The organism is Bordetella genomosp. 4, from assembly GCF_002261185.1.
GTDB lineage: Bacteria > Pseudomonadota > Gammaproteobacteria > Burkholderiales > Burkholderiaceae_B > Bordetella_A.
Genome location: NZ_NEVQ01000023.1, coordinates 21,057 through 35,802 on the forward strand (window position 1 = coordinate 21,057; position 14,746 = coordinate 35,802).

Consider the following 14,746-nt stretch of genomic DNA (forward strand, 5'->3'; position numbering starts at 1 on the left):
AATTCCGGTTCTCTCTACCAGGTAGACATCATGCCTACACGCCGCATTTTTCTTTCCGGGCTGGCCCTGGATGCCCGCATTGGCATTCTGGAACACGAACGCCGGGCCACACAGCCGCTGCACATCGATGCGGAATTCGACGTCGATATCACCCGTGACGTCGACGACCACGACATCCACAGCGTGCTGGATTACCGCCGCCTGCGCGAGGCCATCGTCGAAGAATGCACTCAGGCTCATGTGAACCTGATCGAAACCCTGTCCGAACAAGTCGCCCGCCGGCTGCTGCGCGACTTTGCCGAGGTACGTGCCGTGAAACTGCGTATCAGCAAACCGATGGCGTTTTCGGACTGCGCCGCTGTCGGCGTAGAAATTCAGATCAATCGTTAAGCCGCCTGTGACGGCGTAACTCTCATGCAAGCTATCAGCGATACCCCGGCGGCCTTCCGCACACGTGCAGAAGAAAAAATCCGCCACGAAGGCAACAAACTCACCAAGCGCCTGGCGCGCGAAACGACGCGCGCACTCAGCGACTACAACATGATCGAAGCGGGCGACCGCGTCATGGTGTGCCTGTCCGGCGGCAAAGACTCCTACGCACTGCTCGACATCCTGATCAGCCTGCGTAAACGCGCGCCGTTTCCGTTCGATATCGTCGCGGTCAATCTGGATCAGAAACAGCCGGGTTTTCCGCCCGACGTGCTGCCCACCTATTTGACCTCGCTCGGCGTGCCCTTTCATATCGAAACACAGGATACGTATTCGATCGTGACCCGGGTCATTCCCGAGGGCAAGACCATGTGTTCGCTGTGCTCGCGCCTGCGGCGCGGCATTCTGTATCGCGTGGCCGACGAACTGGGCGCAACCAAAATCGCGCTGGGCCACCATCGCGACGATATTCTCGCCACGTTCTTCCTGAATCTGTTCTACGGCGGCAAGACCAAGGCCATGCCGCCGAAACTCGTCTCGGACGACGGCCGCCATACCGTCATCCGGCCGTTGGCCTATGTGCCCGAAAGCGATTTGATCGCGTACGCGAAACTCAAGCAGTTCCCCATCATTCCTTGCAATCTCTGCGGCTCGCAGGAAAACCTGAAACGCCAGGAAGTCTCGCGCATGATCCGCGATTGGGATCGCCAACATCCGGGACGTTCATGGAACGTGTTCAGCGCGCTGTCCAGCGTCGTGCCGTCGCACTTGATGGATCGTGACTTGTTTGATTTCGTGGGACTGAAACCCACAGGCGTGCCGGACGTGAATGGCGACACCGCATTTGACACGGTAGACCCCGCGAATGATGCCGCATCAAACGCGGATCAGGGCTGTCATGACGATGGTGACGATCGCAACACGACGCACAGCCACCGCTCCGCAGACGAGCCGATGGCCGAGCAAAAAATCGTATTTACGCGCAGATAAAAATGCTGGCAGGAAAAGGCGGGGCACGAGCATCACGCTGGCACGTGCCCATGCTCTGCGGTCAATAAGACATCGACGGCATCCGGCGCGGCAGCGCGGGCCTAAGACCGTGGCGTCGCCGGGGCCTCGCCTTGGTCGGTCCCGCCGGATCCCACGACTGACCGATATCGAGCGCCGGCCTCGTCTCACTCAAGCGTTCAACACGCGTACCGGCTTGCCTGCCAACCACGCCTGCACCGACTCGACCGCACTGCGATAGAACGCAGTGAAATTTTCGGGGCTGACATATCCGAGGTGCGGCGTCAGGACGACGTTGTCCAACGCACGCAATGCATCGGTGGGCGGCAGCGGTTCTTCTTCGAAGACGTCCAGCCCGGCTCCTGCAATACGCCCCTTGCGCAAAGCGTCCAGCAAAGCCTCCTGATCCACCAGCCCCGCACGCGAGGTATTGACCAGGAATGCCGAGGGCTTCATTGCCGACAACGCGGCCGCGTCCACCACATGGCGCGTACGATCGCTCAGGATCAGATGCAAACTGATCACGTCGGCTTCGGCAAACAAGGTCTGCTTGGACGCATACTCGACACCTGCCTGCTCCGCCCGTTCGGGCGTGAGATTGGGGCTCCAGGCTTGCACGCTCATGCCGAACGCTTTGCCCACCTGAGCCACTGCGGTACCGAGTTTGCCGAGGCCGACCACGCCGAGCCGCTTGCCCGCGATAGGCCGCGGCATCCCGGTTTGCCACAGGCCGCGGCGCATATTGGCGTCCTCGACGGTCAGGTTCTTGAACAAAGCGAGAATATGCGTCCACGCCAGTTCCGACGTCGCGGTGTTGGCATCCGGACTACCCGGTGCACCGCACACGACGATGCCGCGACGCGTGCAGGCGTCCAGATCGATCGCCAGATTACGCATGCCGGTGGTGACCAAGAGGCGCAGCTTGGGCAAGGATTCGATCAACGCTGCCGGAAACGGCGTGCGCTCGCGCATCGCAACGATCACATCAAACGACTGCAACGCCGCGATTCGATCCCCCTCGGGCAAATAATCGCGAAACGTCTGAACCCGCACATTCGGCCCTAACGTCGTCCAGTCGGCGTAACGCTCGGCCACGCCATGATAGTCATCGAGTAACGCAATGCTGATCGTATCCGCACTCACGGTAAGTCTCCGGTTATTTGCCCAAATGGCTCCGAACCATCTCTAACGGCGCGGCGCCATTAAGCCGGCTGCCGTCCTGGAAAAATATCGCGGGCGTGCCGCGCACCATCAGTTTTTGGCCCAAGGCCAGGACCTGCTGAATCGGGGCATCGCACTCGGCGGTCGGCGGCTTTTTGCCGTCGAGCATCCAATCCTGCCACGTTTTGGCAGGGTCTTTAGCGCACCACACATCACGCGACTTGATGGTCGAATCCGGCGCCAGAATGGGATAGAGGAACGTATAAATCGTGACGTTGTCTTCGTCTTTCAGTGTCTTGTGCAGCTGCTTGCAGTAGCCGCAGTTAGGGTCCTCGAAAATCGCCATTTTGCGGGTCCCATTGCCTCGCACCTGCTTGACGGCCAAGTCCAGCGGCAATTGATCGAACGACACAGAGCCCAGCTTTTCCAGGCTCTCTCGCGTCACGTCACGACGCGTAGCAGCGTCGATGAGCGGGCCTTCCATGACCCACGTGACCTTTTCGTCGGTGTAGATCAGGTCGCTACCGATCTGCACCTCGTAAATCCCGTACGGCGTACGGCGCGCCGCAGTGACCTCCAAGTCGGTAAACAACTCGCCAAAACGTTTGGCGACCGCCTGGGCGGCGGGATCCGACGCGGAGGTGTCGCTCTTGGCCGACTGTTCGGAGGCCGAGCCGGCCGGCGCCGATGATGCAGCCTGTGCCCAGGCGCCCACTGACCATACCAACCCGGCGGCACACAGGACCTTAGCCAGGCAAGACGAAAAACGGAAACTCATTCATGCTCCTTCGGGCGTCTCAATTACGCGAGGCGCCATCGATCAAATAACGTTTCACCAGCGGCGCCGCATCCACCCAACGCATTCCCGCATTGCGCAACCATGCCAGCGGCGCATTGCGCGCACCAAACAAACGATGCAGGCCGTCAGTGGCCACACGCATCGCCAATACCGATTCCGCACGGGCACGCTGATAACGGCGCAACACGCGCTCATCGCCTGCCTGGCGATAAGGCTCGCGCTCGGCCACGACACGAGCCAATGCCTCGACGTCGCCCAAGCCCAGATTCAGGCCTTGCCCGGCCAGCGGATGCACGCGATGCGCCGCGTCGCCCGCCAAGGCAATTCCGGGCGCCGTCATGCGCCCTTGATCCAACGTCAGCGGGAATCCGTGCAGTTTGCTGCGCACCTGCAACCGGCCCAGCCGGCCATGGGTCGCATGCAAGAGCATTTGCTCCAACTGAGCCGCCTGCGCATCCGGGCCCAAGGCCAGCAGGGTTTCTGCCTGCGCGTCATGCATGGACCACACCATCGATACCTGAGGTCCATCGGCCGTATCGGGCAAGGGCAGCAACGCCAACACACCGTCGTCGCGGAACCATTGAAATGCCGTGCCGAGATGCGGCCGCTCGGCATTCAGATGCACCACCAGGCCCGTGTCGTTATACGGCACCGATGTGTGCGGCATGCCTGCGGCGGTACGCAGCGGCGACGAGGCGCCATCGGCGCCCACGAACAACTCGGCTTTGATCCAATCGCCGGCGCTGGTTTGCACAGCACCGTGGCGGTAATCGACGCAACGCTCGGTCAACCAGGGGATTCCGAACATGCGCACAGCCTGCAGCAACACCCGCTCGATTTCACCAGACTCGACGATCCACGCCAACTGCGGCTGTGCCGCCTGCCAGGCGTTCAGTTCTACCCGTCCATCTGCGTCACCATGAATTTCCATCGCCTCTACCGGCGTGATGCGCGAGGCAGGCATGGCGTCCCACACGCCAAGCTCGGCCAAAAAGCGCTGGCTGGCCGGAGAGATCGCATAGACCCGCGGATGATAGACATCGGGGCTGGCGGCCGGCACCGTTGCAGGCGGCGCCAACAACGTCACGCGCTGACCACGCCGTGCCAGCGCCAACGCGCTGGCCAGACCCACAATCCCTGCACCGCAAATCACAATCGGGCTGGTCATCGTGCTGAGGGCTCCCCGGCCTGCTTCGGCCACAATACCCACATCTGGCCGCGCTGTTTCATGCGGCCGGCCTGGGCGCCGGCCTCATCGCCGAATCCCCAGTAGAAGTCGGCACGCGCTGCGCCCTTGATCGCAGCCCCCGTGTCCTGGGCGAAGACCAGCCCCTGCAACGGACGATCGGACGCCGGCCAGGTGGTCGCGAGATACACCGGCGTACCCAGGGGCACGAAACTGGTGTCGACTGCAATGGAACGATGTGCCGCGAGCGCGATGCCATAAGCGCCCTTGGGTCCGAGTTCGGGGTCGACCACTGCCTCTTCGCGGAAAAACACCACGGCAGGATTGGCGTTCAGCATTTCCTGGACACGTGCGGGATTACGCTGCGCCCAGGCGCGGATATTCTGCATCGACGCCTCGTTGGCGCGCAGTTCGCCCTTGTCGATCAGCCAGCGGCCAATCGACGCATACGGTTGACCGTTGTGATCCGCATACGCGACACGTATCGTCGTACCAGCGTCGGGGCCGTCTTTGAGCAAAACACGGCCGGAGCCCTGCACCTGCAAGAAGAAGTTATCGACCGGATCGTCCACCCAGACAATCACTGGCGGACGGGTGCCCGAAGACTCGATCGCCGCACGCGTGTCATAAGGCACAACGCGCTTGCCCACCAGTTTGCCGCGCACCCGTTTGCCGGCCAGATCGGGATACACCGCCCCCAGATCAATCGTCAGCAAATCGTCCGGCACCGCGTACAACGGCCATTGATACGGGCCACCTTGCGTGCGAGAGCCGGTCACGAGGGGCTCGTAGTATCCGGTCACCGTATTGGACGCAGGCCGGTTATCGGCGCCATTCAAGCGCCAAGGCTGCAACTGAGTCTGCAAGAACTGGCGCACCGTCGCCGCATCCGGGGCCGTGTTGCCGAGGTTGACGGCAGCCGCGCACACGGGCTGCCACGCACGCGGCGTCGCACGCGCCGGGGCAGCCAGATTGCCGGTCGTCTGCCGCATCAACCCCTGGCAATTACGCAAAAACAGCGGCCAGAAACGCGACAGATCATCATTGCTCCAGCCTGGCAGTTCGGCCCAGGCGGCGCGTTGAAAACGGCCGGCCAGCTTCCGCGCAGGCGTATCCCGCAAGGCGGTCAACGGCGGCACCACCAAGGGCCCCGTATCAGACACATTAACCGAGCCGGGCTGGCCAGGCTGGCCGCCTCCGGAAGGCGGTGGCGTGGTGCATGCAGCCAATGCCGCCAACAAGGGCGGCAGGCACAACAATTTCAGAAAACGATTCATGGGCAATCTAGTGGGACGGTCAATCCGTCAATGCAAGGTACGCGGCATGGCCAGCAGGAATTCGGCAATCGGCACCTCAAACGGGATGCCGTTTTCGCCCACGCAGTGGTAAGTCCCTCGCATGGTACCGACAGGCGTAGGCAGCGGACAGCCGCTGGTGTATTCAAACGTTTCGCCGGGAGCCAGCAAGGGCTGTTGGCCCACCACCCCCAGCCCGCGGACTTCTTCGACGTGCTGGTTGCCGTCGGTGATGATCCAGTGACGGCTGATGACCTGCGCGGGATGCTCGCCGGTATTGGTGATGCGGATGGTATAGGCGAACACATACTGCTGTTCGGCGGGATCAGATTGCTCGGGCACAAATCGCGGAGCAACGGAGACGGTCAGGTCGTACGGTTTCACGGGCCTTTTCCGAGGAGCACAAAGGCGGTTAGACAACGCGCCGAGCGACAAATTGCCCTGTCAGGCGACCGTCACGCGCGGCAAATTACAATAATGGCACATTATGCCCGTGGAAACCTGATCATCATGCCCGCCTCATCCTCGGCCCTCACCCGTATCGCCCCCAGTATCCTGTCCGCAGACTTCGCCCGCCTGGGCGAGGAAGTCCGCAACGTCGTTGCCGCTGGCGCCGACTGGATCCATTTCGACGTGATGGACAACCATTACGTGCCCAACCTGACCATCGGCCCCATGGTGTGCGCCGCCATCCGGCCGCACGTCCAGGTGCCGATCGACGTGCACCTGATGGTCGAACCCGTGGACGAACTGATCCCTCAGTTCGCCAAGGCCGGCGCCAACATCATCACCTTTCACCCCGAAGCCTCGCGCCACGTGCACCGGACCCTGTCGTTGATCCGCGACCACGGCTGTCAGGCCGGCCTGGTATTCAACCCGGCCAGCTCGCTCGACGCCATGGATCACGTGATGGACTTGCTGGACGTCGTCCTGCTGATGTCGGTCAACCCTGGTTTTGGGGGACAGAGCTTCATCCCCTCCACGCTGGACAAACTGCGCGACGCCCGCCAGCGCATCGACCGCTGGGTCCAGGCCGGCGGCCAGCCCATCCTGCTGGAGGTGGACGGCGGCGTCAAAGTCGACAACATCGCGCAAATCCGCGCCGCTGGCGCGGACACCTTTGTCGCCGGCTCCGCCATTTTCGGCAAACCCGATTACACCAAAGTCATCCAGGACCTGCGCGATGAAATCGCCAAAGCCGGAACACTGACGGTTTAAAACCCGTGCCTTTGCACCTCTCCGGGCGCAACAACAGCCGCCACGCCACGCCTTCGGCGTGCCGCTCTCACCAGGGAACCATTTTTGTTGAGACGATCCGGCAACAAAAAAATGCCACCCCATCAATGTGCCTCTGACGTGAGTTTGTCCCAGCCGGTGAGCGGTGGTGGGTGGGCCTGTCGGAGGCTGCCGAGTCCGTGTTCCATCGGCGGGGGCAGTCCGGGGGCCATGTCTGAGCGAAGCGAGTTTGGCCCCCGGCCCGCCGATGGAACACGGACGAAGGCCGAGTCCCCGTTGAGGGGACGAGTCAGCCGACCAGGCCCGCCCGCCACCGCTCACCGGCTGGGACAAACGCCTAAAGAACCCACCTGTGGCCCCTTCTAAAAGCCCAACCTTATTTACGACGGACCCTTTCATGACCACCTTCCAAGCCGTCCTCCTAGACCTAGATGGCACCCTGCTAGACTCCATCCCCGATCTAGCCCACGCCGCCAACGCCATGCGCATCGAGCTGGGCATGCCCGCCTTGCACGAAGACATCGTGGCGACCTTCGTAGGTAAAGGCGTAGACAACCTGGTACGCCGCGCCCTGGCCGGATCCTTGCACGCAGCCGACCCGGCACCCGCCGAGTTCGAGCGTGCCCGCGAATCGTTCTACCGGCACTATCACCTGGTCAACGGCGACAAGGCCACCATTTTCAACGGCGTCATCGAGGGCCTGAAAGCCATGCGCGAGCAGGGCCTCAAGCTGGCCGTCGTCACCAACAAGCCCACCGAATTCACCATCCCGTTGTTGCAACGCACCGGCCTGGCGGGCTTCTTCCAGGAAATCGTCTGCGGCGACACCTGCGAGCGCCGCAAACCCGACCCCGACCAGATGTTCTACGCCTGCGAACGCCTGGGCGTCACCCCTGACCAAGCGCTCGCCATCGGCGACTCGGTCAACGACGCCCAAGCCGGCCGCGCCGCCGGCATCCAGGTGCTGGCAGTACCGTATGGCTACAACGAAGGCCAGGACGTGCACGGATTGGATGTCGATGGTATAGTTGCCAGCATTGCTGAAGCGGCCGCGTGGATCGCCCGCAAAAACGCCGAGCAGCAACAGACTTGATTTTTACCTCGACCCGATTCATATGAACGCTCGCCTCTCGAACCAAATGCGCAACGCCTCGTGGCGTTGGTGGCGTTTGTCTTCCGGGTGGCGATAGTTCCTTCCCGGCCCTGGACGCGTCAGCATCCCAGCGCCGCAGCTGCATAAAAACAGCGCCAAAGCCCGGACCCACACACTGGACCGGGCTTTTTTGTTGATGCGCCCGGTCACCAACGAGAAATCTGAAATGACCGAAATCGAATTCAAAGCTCTGGCGGCCCAGGGATACAACCGAATCCCTCTCATCTCGGAAACCTACGCCGACCTGGACACCCCGCTGGCGATTTACCTCAAACTCGCCCATAGCGGCCCGCAAAACGGCCACATGAGCTGCCTGATGGAATCCGTCGTAGGCGGCGAGCGTTTTGGGCGTTATTCATTCATCGGCCTGCCTGCTCATACCGTGATCCGCGCCAGCGGCACCACCACCGAAGTCCTGCACAACGGCCAGATCGTCGAAACCCACGAGGGCGACCCGCTGGCGTTCATTGAACAGTACCAGGCCCGCTTCAAAGTTGCCCTGCCCCCCGGCATGCCGCGTTTCTGCGGCGGCCTGGCCGGTTATTTCGGCTACGACACCGTCCGTCACATCGAGCCGCGCCTCGGACCCGCAGTCAAGCCGTTTCCCGACGGCATGGACGGCGGCACCCCCGACATCATGCTGATGCACGTCGACGAGCTAGTCATCGTCGACAACCTGGCGGGCCGCACCTATCTGATGGTGTACGCCGATCCACATCAGCCCGAAGCCTACAGCCGCGCCCAACGCCGCCTGCTCGATTTGCGCACCCGCCTGCGCCGCCCCGTCGACATTCCCTACAGCCACCCCAGCATGCTGACCGACGAGCAGCGTGACTTCAAAAAAGAAGACTATCTCGCCGCTGTCCATCGCGCCAAGGAATACATCGCGGCCGGCGACCTCATGCAAGTCCAGATCGGTCAGGTCATCTCCAAACCATTTCGCGACTCGCCACTCTCGCTCTATCGCGCCTTGCGTTCGCTGAACCCCTCGCCCTACATGTACTACTGGAATTTCGGCGACTTTCAAGTGGTCGGGTCATCTCCGGAAATCCTGGTGCGCCAAGAGCAGATCCAGGACAACGGCGTCGCCAAATCCCAAGTCACCATCCGCCCGTTGGCAGGCACCCGCAAACGCGGCACAACGCCCGAGCAGGATCTGGCCCTCGCCGCTGAACTGCAGGCCGACCCCAAGGAAATCGCAGAACACGTCATGCTGATCGACCTGGCCCGCAATGACGTAGGCCGCGTCGCCGAAGTCGGCTCCGTCAAAGTCACCGACACCATGACCATCGAACGCTACTCGCATGTGATGCATCTCGTGTCTAACGTGACCGGCAATCTGAATCCCGGCATGAGCAGCATGGATGTGCTGCGCGCAGCGTTCCCTGCGGGCACCTTGACCGGCGCCCCCAAAGTCCGCGCCATGGAAATCATCGACGAGCTCGAACCTGTGCGCCGCGGCATTTATGGCGGTGCAGCCGGCTACTTGAGCTACGGTGGTGAAATGGACGTGGCCATCGCCATCCGTACCGGCGTCATCAAAAACGGCATGCTGTACGTCCAGGCTGCCGCCGGCATCGTCGCCGATTCCAACCCCGAGATGGAGTGGGCCGAAACCGAGGCCAAAGCGCGCGCGGTATTGCGTGCAGCTGAACAAGTGCAACACGGATTGGACGAGCCGATCTGAGGCCAGCCACTATCGATATCGAACCAAATACGCCGCGGTCGAAGGTCATCTCTGAACCCTATATCTGAAGCCGCCTCTTAAAGAACAATGCACGGATTCCAAGCGACCGCGCCACTCATCCTCGCAGGTGCCCCATGCTGTTGATGCTAGACAACTACGATTCCTTTACCTACAACCTCGTGCAGTACTTCGGCGAACTCGGCGAAGACGTACAGGTTGTCCGCAATGACCAGATCACGCTCGACGAAATCGCGGCCATGAAGCCCGATCGCATCTGCGTATCGCCGGGCCCTTGCTCACCAGCCGAAGCCGGCGTATCCGTCCCGCTCATCCAGCGCTTTGCCGGCCAAGTCCCGATTCTGGGCGTATGCCTGGGCCATCAGGCTATCGGCGCGGCCTACGGCGGCGATATTGTGCGTGCGCAGCAAATCATGCATGGCAAAACGATACAGGTCTCGCATACCGGCACCGATATATTCGCCGGTCTGCCGAGCCCGTATACCGTGATCCGCTACAACTCGCTGACCATCGACCCCAAGACCCTCCCAGACTGCCTGGAAGTCACGGCGACCGCCCCCGATGGCGACATCATGGGCGTCCGCCACAAAACGCTGCCGCTGTACGGAGTACAGTTCCATCCTGAATCGGTATTGAGCGAGCACGGGCATGACATGCTGCGCAATTTTCTGAACATCTAATAACGAGGGGACAATCATCATGACCATCACCTGCACCGAAGCACTGACCCGATGCATCGAACATCGTGAAATTTTCCACGACGAAATGCTGCACCTGATGCGCATGTTGATGCGTGGCGACATGTCGCCGCAAATCGCCAGCGCACTCATCATGGGCCTGCGCGTCAAAAAAGAAACCGTAGGGGAAATCACCGCAGCGGCGCAGGTCATGCGCGAATTCGCCACGCCGGTCGTCACCCCTAACCCCGAAGACCTGCTGGACATGTGCGGCACGGGCGGTGACGGCAGCCACACGTTCAACATCTCGACCACAGCCATGTTTGTCGCCGCTGCCGCTGGCGTGCCCATCGCCAAGCACGGCGGCCGCAGTGCTTCATCGTCATCGGGCAGCGCCGACGTGCTGGAGGCCTTGGGCGCCAATCTGGTCCTCAGCCCCGAACAGGTCGCCGAATGCCTGCAGGCGACCGGCATCGGTTTCATGTTCGCTCCCGCACACCATAGCGCCATGAAAAACGTCGCCCCCATCCGCAAAGAGCTGGGCGTACGCACGATTTTCAACATCCTGGGACCGCTGACCAACCCCGCCGGCGCCGCCAACCAGCTGATGGGTGTGTTCCACCCCGATCTGGTCGGCATCCAGGTACGCGTCTTGCAGCGTCTGGGCTCACGGCATGTCCTGATCGTGCACGGCAGAGACGGCATGGACGAGGCCTCACTCGGCGGCGCCACCCTGGTCGGCGAACTCAAAGACGGGGAAGTCCGCGAATACGAGATCCATCCAGAAGACTATGGGCTGGCAATGGTGTCTAATCGAGGAATCAAAGTGACCAACCGCGAGGAGTCTCGCGAGCTTGTCATTCAGGCCCTAGACAATGTCGAAGGCGTTGCCCGCGACATCGTCGCCCTGAACGCAGGGTTGGCGATCTACGCCGGCAACAAAGCCGATACCATCGGCCAGGCACTATCGATGGCCTTTGAAACAATTGCGAACGGCTCGGCCCGCGCCAAGCTGGAAGAATTCTGCGCCTATACCCGGAAATTTCAAAAATGAACGACATTCTCGCGAAGATCCTGGCCGTCAAGGCTGAGGAGATCGCCACGGCACGCCAGTTGCGCAGCGAAGCGGAGCTATTGCGCGAAGCGCAGGCTCGCCAGGACGTACGCGGCTTTGCCCAAGCCATCGAAGACAAGATCGCCCAGGGCCATGCCGGCGTCATTGCCGAAGTGAAAAAGGCCTCGCCCTCCAAAGGCGTCTTGCGCGAAAACTTCGACCCCGCCGCGATCGCCGCCACCTATGCGGTGCACGGTGCCGCCTGCCTGTCCGTACTGACAGATGTGCAATTTTTCCAGGGTTCGCACGACAACCTGCGCCGCGCCCGCGCGGCCTGCCCGCTGCCCGTGCTGCGCAAGGATTTCGTCATTGATCCCTATCAGGTCATCTCGGCCCGCGCCATGGGCGCCGACTGCGTCCTGCTGATCGTAGCCGCCCTGGCACCGAACCAGCTACGCGATCTGGAAACGTTGGCGATGGAGCTCGGCATGGACGTCCTGGTCGAGGTGCACGACGCCAAAGAACTCGACATCGCCCTCAGCCTTAAAACTACCTTGCTGGGCATCAACAATCGCAACCTGCGCACCTTCGAAACGAGCCTGCAAAACACCCTGGATCTGCTGCCGCACATCCCGGCCGGCAAGCGCGTCGTCACCGAGAGCGGCATCCTGACGCCCGACGACGTCAAACTCATGCGCAGCCACAAAGTTGACGCCTTCCTCGTAGGCGAAGCCTTCATGCGCGCCGAAGACCCTGGCGCCGAATTGGCGCGCCTGATGCGCTAACCCCCAGATTTGCGGTGGCAGACCCTGCGCACCGCAACTCCCGGAGACCCGCCATGAAATCCTCTCGTGCAACCGTGCCAGCCCTGCGCACCACCTTCGCGCTGATCGCCCTCACCGCACTCCTCGCCGGTTGCGCACCGCTCAACGACCCAGGCCCGCCACACCCCGGCGCAGTCAACCCGTACAGCAACGGCGGCTTCCATGACGCCGGGCCCAATTACCCCAATACCGGCATCTGAACGCCCGAATACGCAGCATTGATCGGCTCTCGCGATGGAACGCCAAAGTATGCCATCCAATGGACATCTGATCACGGCGGCACAACACCTCGGCATCTGATCTTCCAATGCACGCAGCCGCACTCCGCACTGGCCGTGGCCACGAAGCACGCCGCAGCAGCCAAAACAAATCTGAACACTCCTCGGCATGCCACCACTGTGAGTCCCTGCCGGGTGCGTGGGCGCCGTGCTGGCCCGTAGAGTTCGCCGAACCAGCCTTGTCAGGCGGGGGGCAGTCGGCTGGGCATGTTTGAACGGAGCGTAGCGGAGTGAGTTTGCCCAGCCGCCCCGCCTGGCGAGGCTGGTGAAGGGAAGTCTGGCCGCGCAGGCGGCCAGACCGAGCGATAGGGCCAGCACGGCGCCCACGCACCCGGCAGGGACGCCTAATGAGCACATCCCTAATGAGCACATCCCTGTGCCAGCAAACGAACGCCTAACCTAATAACTAACTAAACCGAGCCTATTTCCCCCCGGAAACCTCGATAAACGACCCCGTCGTATACCCCGCCTCATCGGAAAAAAACCACATCACCGCCCCCGCAACCTCCTCAACGGTCCCGCCCCGCTGCAATGGAATCGCACTAGCCAATCGATCCACCCGCCCAGGCTCTCCGCCACTGGCGTGCATCTCGGTATAAATCGTTCCCGGCCGAACCGCATTCACGCGAATCTGATCAGCAGCCACCTCTTTAGACAGCCCGATCGTCAACGTATCGAGCGCCCCTTTTGACGCCGCGTAATCGATATATTCCCCGGGCGAACCCAAGCGAGACGCGACCGAAGACACATTCACGATAGCGCCGCCCCGTCCACCATGACGCGGGCTCATGCGCCGCACCGCCTCGCGGCAGCACACCACCGCGCCGACAACATTCGTCATCAGAATACGCGTCACACGGGCAGCATCCAGGTCCTCGAGCCGGCATTGCGTCTCGAGTATGCCGGCATTGTTGACCAGGGCGTCCACCCTGCCCAACTCCCGGTCCACGGTTTGAAACAGCCGCACGACCTGCGCCTCGTCGGCAACATCCGCACCGACGGCAATGGCTCGCCCGCCTTCGGTCAGGATCTCTCGCACCACCGCATCGGCATCCTCGCGACGATGACGATAATTCACGCAAACGGCATACCCCCGGCGGGCAGCCAGACGCGCCACCGCGGCGCCGATTCCGCGGCCGCCGCCGGTGACCAACATGATTTTTTCAGATTGAGACACGTGTCGCTCCCTCAAATGGGGCGACGGTTTCTCATGAGTCTTGGCGCCCCGCTACGAAACGGTACACCAATGCGGCCAGAATCGCGCCCACAATCGGCGCCACCCAGAACAACCATAGTTGTTCCACCGCCCATCCTCCGACGAACAGCGCCGGGCCGGTAGAGCGCGCCGGGTTCACCGACGTATTCGTCACAGGAATACTGATCAAATGAATCAGCGTCAGAGCCAGGCCAATCGGGATCGGAGCAAAGCCGGCCGGCGCGCGCTTATCAGTCGCCCCCAAAATCACAAACAGAAAACCGAAGGTCAGAACGATTTCGCATGTCAGTGCAGCCCCCAAGGCATATTTGCCCGGAGAATGATCGCCATAACCGTTCGCAGCAAAACCGCTCGCCACCAGATCAAAGCCCGGCTTGCCGCTCGCAATGCAATACAGCACGGCAGCCGCCAGTATTGCTCCAATCACTTGCACCACCACGTAAGGCAGAATTTCGCGCATCGGGAACCGCCCCCCTACCGCGAGCCCCACGGTGACTGCCGGATTGAAATGCCCGCCCGAGATATGGCCTACCGCATAAGCCATGGTCAACACCGTCAATCCGAATGCCAGGGCGACCCCGGCAAAACCAATGCCCAGTTCGGGAAAACCTGCCGCCAGCACCGCGCTACCGCAACCGCCTAACACCAACCAAAAAGTACCGATCAACTCGGCCATGCAACGTTTGGATAATGATGACATGATGGGCTTCTCCCAAGGATGGAGC

General features: G+C 61.8%; 16 protein-coding genes. 9 read left to right on the forward strand and 7 right to left on the reverse strand.

Annotated elements, in window-relative coordinates:
* Positions 1-30: 30 nt before the first annotated feature.
* Both folB and ttcA read left to right on the forward strand, forming a co-directional pair.
* Positions 31-390 carry a dihydroneopterin aldolase gene (gene folB, locus CAL20_RS24570; RefSeq protein WP_094824254.1) on the forward strand — a complete coding sequence of 120 codons (360 nt, stop codon included), beginning with the start codon at positions 31-33 and terminating at the stop codon, positions 388-390.
* 24 nt (positions 391-414) lie between these two features.
* Positions 415-1,419, forward strand: a complete 1,005-nt coding sequence (gene ttcA / locus CAL20_RS24575; protein WP_094839312.1) for a tRNA 2-thiocytidine(32) synthetase TtcA — start codon at positions 415-417, stop codon at positions 1,417-1,419.
* A 189-nt stretch (positions 1,420-1,608) separates the two neighbouring features.
* On the opposite strand, the gene CAL20_RS24580 is transcribed toward ttcA, so the two are convergent.
* From CAL20_RS24580 to apaG, 5 genes are read right to left on the reverse strand one after another with little or no spacing between them, the layout of a single operon-like run.
* Positions 1,609-2,565, reverse strand: a complete 957-nt coding sequence (locus CAL20_RS24580; protein WP_094824307.1) for a D-2-hydroxyacid dehydrogenase family protein — start codon at positions 2,563-2,565, stop codon at positions 1,609-1,611.
* A gap of 28 nt (positions 2,566-2,593) precedes the next feature.
* Positions 2,594-3,376: a DsbC family protein gene (locus CAL20_RS24585; protein WP_094824252.1), complete on the reverse strand. Its 783-nt coding sequence runs from the start codon at positions 3,374-3,376 to the stop codon at positions 2,594-2,596.
* A gap of 19 nt (positions 3,377-3,395) precedes the next feature.
* Positions 3,396-4,565 (reverse strand): UbiH/UbiF family hydroxylase, encoded by a 1,170-nt coding sequence (locus CAL20_RS24590; RefSeq protein ID WP_094824306.1) that lies wholly within the window; start codon positions 4,563-4,565, stop codon positions 3,396-3,398.
* On the reverse strand, positions 4,562-5,860 hold the full coding sequence (gene mltA / locus CAL20_RS24595) for a murein transglycosylase A (RefSeq protein WP_094824251.1): 1,299 nt from the start codon (positions 5,858-5,860) through the stop codon (positions 4,562-4,564). The genes CAL20_RS24590 and mltA overlap by 4 nt, the downstream gene beginning before the upstream one ends.
* 27 nt (positions 5,861-5,887) lie before the next feature.
* Positions 5,888-6,262: a Co2+/Mg2+ efflux protein ApaG gene (gene apaG, locus CAL20_RS24600; RefSeq protein WP_094824250.1), complete on the reverse strand. Its 375-nt coding sequence runs from the start codon at positions 6,260-6,262 to the stop codon at positions 5,888-5,890.
* A gap of 126 nt (positions 6,263-6,388) precedes the next feature.
* Here apaG and rpe point away from each other — a divergent pair, with 126 nt between their 5' ends.
* From rpe to CAL20_RS24635, 7 genes are all read left to right on the forward strand, one after another.
* The gene (gene rpe / locus CAL20_RS24605) at positions 6,389-7,096 is read left to right on the forward strand and encodes a ribulose-phosphate 3-epimerase (RefSeq protein ID WP_094824305.1); all 708 of its coding nucleotides are present in this window, start codon (positions 6,389-6,391) and stop codon (positions 7,094-7,096) included.
* Between the two features lie 415 nt (positions 7,097-7,511).
* The gene (locus CAL20_RS24610; RefSeq protein ID WP_094824249.1) at positions 7,512-8,207 is read left to right on the forward strand and encodes a phosphoglycolate phosphatase; all 696 of its coding nucleotides are present in this window, start codon (positions 7,512-7,514) and stop codon (positions 8,205-8,207) included.
* 226 nt (positions 8,208-8,433) lie between these two features.
* Positions 8,434-9,954 (forward strand): anthranilate synthase component I, encoded by a 1,521-nt coding sequence (gene trpE, locus CAL20_RS24615; protein WP_094824248.1) that lies wholly within the window; start codon positions 8,434-8,436, stop codon positions 9,952-9,954.
* A 134-nt stretch (positions 9,955-10,088) separates the two neighbouring features.
* Positions 10,089-10,652 (forward strand): aminodeoxychorismate/anthranilate synthase component II, encoded by a 564-nt coding sequence (locus tag CAL20_RS24620; protein WP_094824247.1) that lies wholly within the window; start codon positions 10,089-10,091, stop codon positions 10,650-10,652.
* A 19-nt stretch (positions 10,653-10,671) separates the two neighbouring features.
* Positions 10,672-11,703 (forward strand): anthranilate phosphoribosyltransferase, encoded by a 1,032-nt coding sequence (gene trpD, locus CAL20_RS24625; protein ID WP_094839313.1) that lies wholly within the window; start codon positions 10,672-10,674, stop codon positions 11,701-11,703.
* Positions 11,700-12,488: an indole-3-glycerol phosphate synthase TrpC gene (trpC, locus tag CAL20_RS24630; RefSeq protein ID WP_094824245.1), complete on the forward strand. Its 789-nt coding sequence runs from the start codon at positions 11,700-11,702 to the stop codon at positions 12,486-12,488. Before trpD ends, trpC begins: the two co-directional genes overlap by 4 nt.
* Before the next feature lie 53 nt (positions 12,489-12,541).
* Positions 12,542-12,727 carry a hypothetical protein gene (locus CAL20_RS24635; protein ID WP_094839314.1) on the forward strand — a complete coding sequence of 62 codons (186 nt, stop codon included), beginning with the start codon at positions 12,542-12,544 and terminating at the stop codon, positions 12,725-12,727.
* A 499-nt stretch (positions 12,728-13,226) separates the two neighbouring features.
* On the opposite strand, the gene CAL20_RS24640 is transcribed toward CAL20_RS24635, so the two are convergent.
* Both CAL20_RS24640 and aqpZ read right to left on the reverse strand, forming a co-directional pair.
* The gene (locus tag CAL20_RS24640) at positions 13,227-13,961 is read right to left on the reverse strand and encodes an SDR family oxidoreductase (RefSeq protein ID WP_094824243.1); all 735 of its coding nucleotides are present in this window, start codon (positions 13,959-13,961) and stop codon (positions 13,227-13,229) included.
* 52 nt (positions 13,962-14,013) lie between these two features.
* Positions 14,014-14,721, reverse strand: a complete 708-nt coding sequence (gene aqpZ / locus CAL20_RS24645) for an aquaporin Z (protein WP_094824242.1) — start codon at positions 14,719-14,721, stop codon at positions 14,014-14,016.
* Between the last annotated feature and the right edge of the window lie 25 nt (positions 14,722-14,746).

Excerpts from the sequence above, each read along its gene's own strand:
- ttcA (WP_094839312.1), top strand. The coding sequence starts at position 415 with ATGCAAGCTATCAGCGATACCCCGGCGGCCTTCCGCACACGTGCAGAA.
- folB (WP_094824254.1), top strand. The coding sequence starts at position 31 with ATGCCTACACGCCGCATTTTTCTTTCCGGGCTGGCCCTGGATGCCCGC.
- trpE (WP_094824248.1), top strand. The coding sequence starts at position 8,434 with ATGACCGAAATCGAATTCAAAGCTCTGGCGGCCCAGGGATACAACCGA.
- aqpZ (WP_094824242.1), bottom strand. The coding sequence starts at position 14,721 with ATGTCATCATTATCCAAACGTTGCATGGCCGAGTTGATCGGTACTTTT.
- CAL20_RS24620 (WP_094824247.1), top strand. The coding sequence starts at position 10,089 with ATGCTGTTGATGCTAGACAACTACGATTCCTTTACCTACAACCTCGTG.
- CAL20_RS24635 (WP_094839314.1), top strand. The coding sequence starts at position 12,542 with ATGAAATCCTCTCGTGCAACCGTGCCAGCCCTGCGCACCACCTTCGCG.
- CAL20_RS24590 (WP_094824306.1), bottom strand. The coding sequence starts at position 4,565 with ATGACCAGCCCGATTGTGATTTGCGGTGCAGGGATTGTGGGTCTGGCC.
- CAL20_RS24585 (WP_094824252.1), bottom strand. The coding sequence starts at position 3,376 with ATGAGTTTCCGTTTTTCGTCTTGCCTGGCTAAGGTCCTGTGTGCCGCC.
- trpD (WP_094839313.1), top strand. The coding sequence starts at position 10,672 with ATGACCATCACCTGCACCGAAGCACTGACCCGATGCATCGAACATCGT.
- trpC (WP_094824245.1), top strand. The coding sequence starts at position 11,700 with ATGAACGACATTCTCGCGAAGATCCTGGCCGTCAAGGCTGAGGAGATC.
- CAL20_RS24610 (WP_094824249.1), top strand. The coding sequence starts at position 7,512 with ATGACCACCTTCCAAGCCGTCCTCCTAGACCTAGATGGCACCCTGCTA.
- rpe (WP_094824305.1), top strand. The coding sequence starts at position 6,389 with ATGCCCGCCTCATCCTCGGCCCTCACCCGTATCGCCCCCAGTATCCTG.
- CAL20_RS24640 (WP_094824243.1), bottom strand. The coding sequence starts at position 13,961 with ATGTTGGTCACCGGCGGCGGCCGCGGAATCGGCGCCGCGGTGGCGCGT.
- mltA (WP_094824251.1), bottom strand. The coding sequence starts at position 5,860 with ATGAATCGTTTTCTGAAATTGTTGTGCCTGCCGCCCTTGTTGGCGGCA.